This is a genomic window from Bacteroidales bacterium (genome assembly GCA_041671145.1).
In the GTDB taxonomy this organism is placed as follows: Bacteria; Bacteroidota; Bacteroidia; order Bacteroidales; family JAHJDW01; genus JAQUPB01.
On record JBAZBZ010000084.1, the window covers coordinates 1 to 3,343 of the forward strand.

Annotated in this window: 3 protein-coding genes and 1 tRNA gene; 2 read left to right on the plus strand and 2 right to left on the minus strand. The window is 35.0% G+C overall.

Annotated features, from left to right (window positions below; translation table 11 throughout):
• Together WC223_13980 and WC223_13985 are read left to right on the plus strand one after the other, a co-directional pair.
• The coding region (locus WC223_13980) for a transposase (GenBank protein ID MFA6925350.1) at positions 1–200 on the plus strand (200 nt) is incomplete at its 5' end.
• 200 nt (positions 201–400) lie between these two features.
• The gene (locus tag WC223_13985) at positions 401–1,930 is read left to right on the plus strand and encodes a glycine--tRNA ligase (GenBank protein ID MFA6925351.1); all 1,530 of its coding nucleotides are present in this window, start codon (positions 401–403) and stop codon (positions 1,928–1,930) included.
• A 70-nt stretch (positions 1,931–2,000) separates the two neighbouring features.
• On the opposite strand, the gene WC223_13990 is transcribed toward WC223_13985, so the two are convergent.
• Both WC223_13990 and WC223_13995 read right to left on the minus strand, forming a co-directional pair.
• A tRNA-Leu gene (locus tag WC223_13990) sits at positions 2,001–2,084 on the minus strand.
• A 76-nt stretch (positions 2,085–2,160) separates the two neighbouring features.
• Positions 2,161–3,343 (minus strand): hypothetical protein (locus WC223_13995; GenBank protein ID MFA6925352.1); only part of this gene is annotated, 1,183 nt, incomplete at its 5' end.

The following is a 3,343-nucleotide window of genomic DNA, read 5'->3' on the forward strand; positions in this document are numbered from 1 at the left end:
TGGCAAAGGAAATTTTCAGAATACATCCAGAAGTAAATCAAATATTGTGGGGAGGAAATTTTTGGACAAGTGGATATTATGCAAATACTGTAGGGCAGTATGGGAATGAGGAAGTAATAAAAAAATATTTGCGAGAACAAGGAAAGGGAAAGGAATATAAACAATTATATCGTGGGCAATTAAAACTGTTTGATGTTTAGAAAGACGTATGTAAATTGCACTGATACCTCGAGGCTCTGCCTCGGGGTCATTCATTTAATATATGGTTCATTTTCTGTCATAATGTTGCATCCACACAGTGTTGCTATTTAAATAATCCGCAATTGTTATTTTAAATATTTTTTACTTTTGTAATTGTTAAAATCAATTTTTAAATCTTTAATTTTTTAATAACAAAAAAATGTCAAACAACGAAGAACTATTCAAGAAGATAATTTCACATTGCAAAGAATACGGATTTATTTTTCCATCGAGTGATATTTATGATGGACTTAGTGCTGTTTACGACTACGGTCAGTATGGTGTGGAACTTAAAAATAATATAAAAAATTATTGGTGGAAAGCAATGGTTCAGTATAATGAAAACATTGTAGGCATTGATTCTGCAATTTTCATGCATCCTACAATCTGGAAAGCTTCTGGACACGTGGATGCTTTTAACGACCCGATGCTAGATAATAAAGATTCGAAGAAACGCTATCGTGCCGATGTTTTAATTGAAGATTATATTGCAAAAATTGAAGAAAAAATTAATAAGGAAGTAACAAAAGCTGCAGCAAAATTTGGTGATGCCTTTAACGAAGAGCAGTACAGAACAACAAACCAAAGAGTAATAGATTATCAAACTAAAATTGATTCGATTAAAAAAAGATTTTATGTGTCGCTTGAGAAAAGCGATTTTGCCGATGTGAAAAAAATAATTGAAGAACTTGAAATTGTTTGTCCGGTTTCAGGAACTAAGAATTGGACTGATGTTCGTCAATTCAATCTTATGTTTTCAACACAAATGGGCTCAACAGGCGAAGGCGCAGATACAATTTATCTTCGTCCCGAAACTGCGCAGGGAATATTTGTTAATTATATAAACGTATTAAAATCGGGGAGAGTAAAGATACCTTTTGGTATTGCACAAATCGGAAAAGCATTCAGGAATGAAATTGTAGCACGTCAGTTTATTTTTCGTATGCGCGAGTTTGAACAAATGGAAATGCAATTCTTTGTTAAACCAGGTGAAGAACTTGAATGGTTTAAATACTGGAAAGAGAAAAGATTGAAATGGCATCTTTCATTAGGAATTCCCGAAACAAAATATCGTTTTCATGACCACGAAAAATTATCGCACTATGCAAATGCTGCGACAGATATTGAATTTGAATTTCCATTCGGATTTAAAGAACTTGAAGGAATTCATTCGCGTACTGATTTTGATTTATCGGCACATCAGAAGTTTTCAGGAAAAAAACTTCAGTTCTTCGACCCCGAAACAAATGAAAGCTATGTTCCCTTTGTAGTTGAAACATCAATCGGACTTGACAGAACTTTTCTTGCAATTATGAGCTATGCATATAATGAGGAAACGCTTGAAGATGGCACAACACGTGTGGTATTGAAAATTCCGCCAATACTTGCACCAATAAAATTGGCTGTTCTGCCGCTTGTAAAAAAAGATGGATTGCCTGAAAAAGCACGCGAAATAATGGATGTACTGAAATATAATTTCATGTGTCAGTACGATGAAAAAGATGCAATAGGCAGACGATACAGAAGGCAGGATGCAATCGGAACGCCTTACTGCATTACAATTGACCACCAATCATTACATGACAATACTGTAACTATAAGATACCGCGATTCGATGTTGCAGGATAGAATTGCTATTGAAAAAATTTCGGAAATTGTAAGTGAAAAGTTGAATTTGAAATGTTTGTAGTTTGTGGTTAAAAAAATGTTAATTGTTAAGAACAGAAAACTTTAAACTAAAAACTTTAAACTTTTCTTAGTGCCCAGAACAAGATTCGAACTTGCACAATCTTTCGACCGCCAGCCCCTCAAGCTGGTGTGTCTACCAATTCCACCACCTGGGCAAAACTAAGTTTTTAGTTTAAGGTTGTGCAAAGATAAGGAACTTTTCTGTAAAAAAGTCAATTTTCAACAGAATACCTATTCCTCAGCATCAAGAAATTCTTCGGCATCTTCATAAGCTTCTTTCTTTCTGCCCATAAGAGGAAGTATTTTTCCGGTAATAAATCCACCAATAAATGCTATTGCAATAGTAATTACAATTCCTAATAACTGACTTCCCATGTTAATATTTTTAACTATCGGTAAGACAGCAAGACCGCCAAACAATCCGGGTAATCCGTGAAGATTGGTAACACCACATGTATCTACAAGCTTCATTAGTTTTTGTTGTTTTGACTGAATAACTGCAAACCCGAATGTAGATAATGCACCGGCTATAATTCCGATTATAATTGCGAGAGAATGAGGAGCAGAATCGCACGAAGAACCGATAGCAACACCACCCGCTAAAGCTGCATTTGCAATGTCGGCAATACTGATTTTACCTCTCAACGAAATAGAAATTATATATGTTGCAAGTGTAGAGCCGCAAAGAGCCAGAATAACATTTACAATTGTATGGGGTACTGCAATACTTGGTACAAGAGCTGCACAAAAGCTTGGCCAGAAAACCCAAAGCACCATGCTTCCAAGCATTGAATATCTATCGCTTGTTGCATCTGTTTGGATAGGTTTTTCAAATTCCTGTTTGGTTGTCATTGTGAGGGCAACACCTAATCCGAAAATAGCACCGAAAGCATGAATAACAATTGAACCGCCGGTATCAATAACACTTCCTTTTCCTATAATATCTAGACCGCCATTAACAACAATCCATTCATTCAACATGTAAAAAGGAACGAACAATAATCCAAGCAAAAGATATTGAGGCATCTTCACGCGTCCGAGAATAGCTCCTGCTGCTATTAATAAACTTGCAGCAGTAAATTCTGAAAGAATAAGTAATTCAATTTCGTTGTGAACTTTAGGAAAAGCTCCGAAATTATTAAGTATCATGTAAACAGGAATAGAAATACTTACTAAAAGGAAAGTTGCTGTTAATGCTGAACGTCCGTATTTTCTAACAAACACCATTAGGAAACCAAAACCTAAAATTAACATAGCCATTATATGTATGGCTTTATTGTATCTTTGGTCGTCTAAAACTGAACCGAGCACATTTCCTTGTCCTTCATTTCCAAAACTGTTTATTACAGGAAGAAAAAACAATGCGAACAACATTAATAATGTGATATTTGATTTTATTTTTTTCAAGATCGGA

What these genes read in the sequence shown, in the direction of transcription:
- WC223_13985 (MFA6925351.1), top strand. Translation starts at nt 401, where the DNA reads ATGTCAAACAACGAAGAACTATTCAAGAAGATAATTTCACATTGCAAA.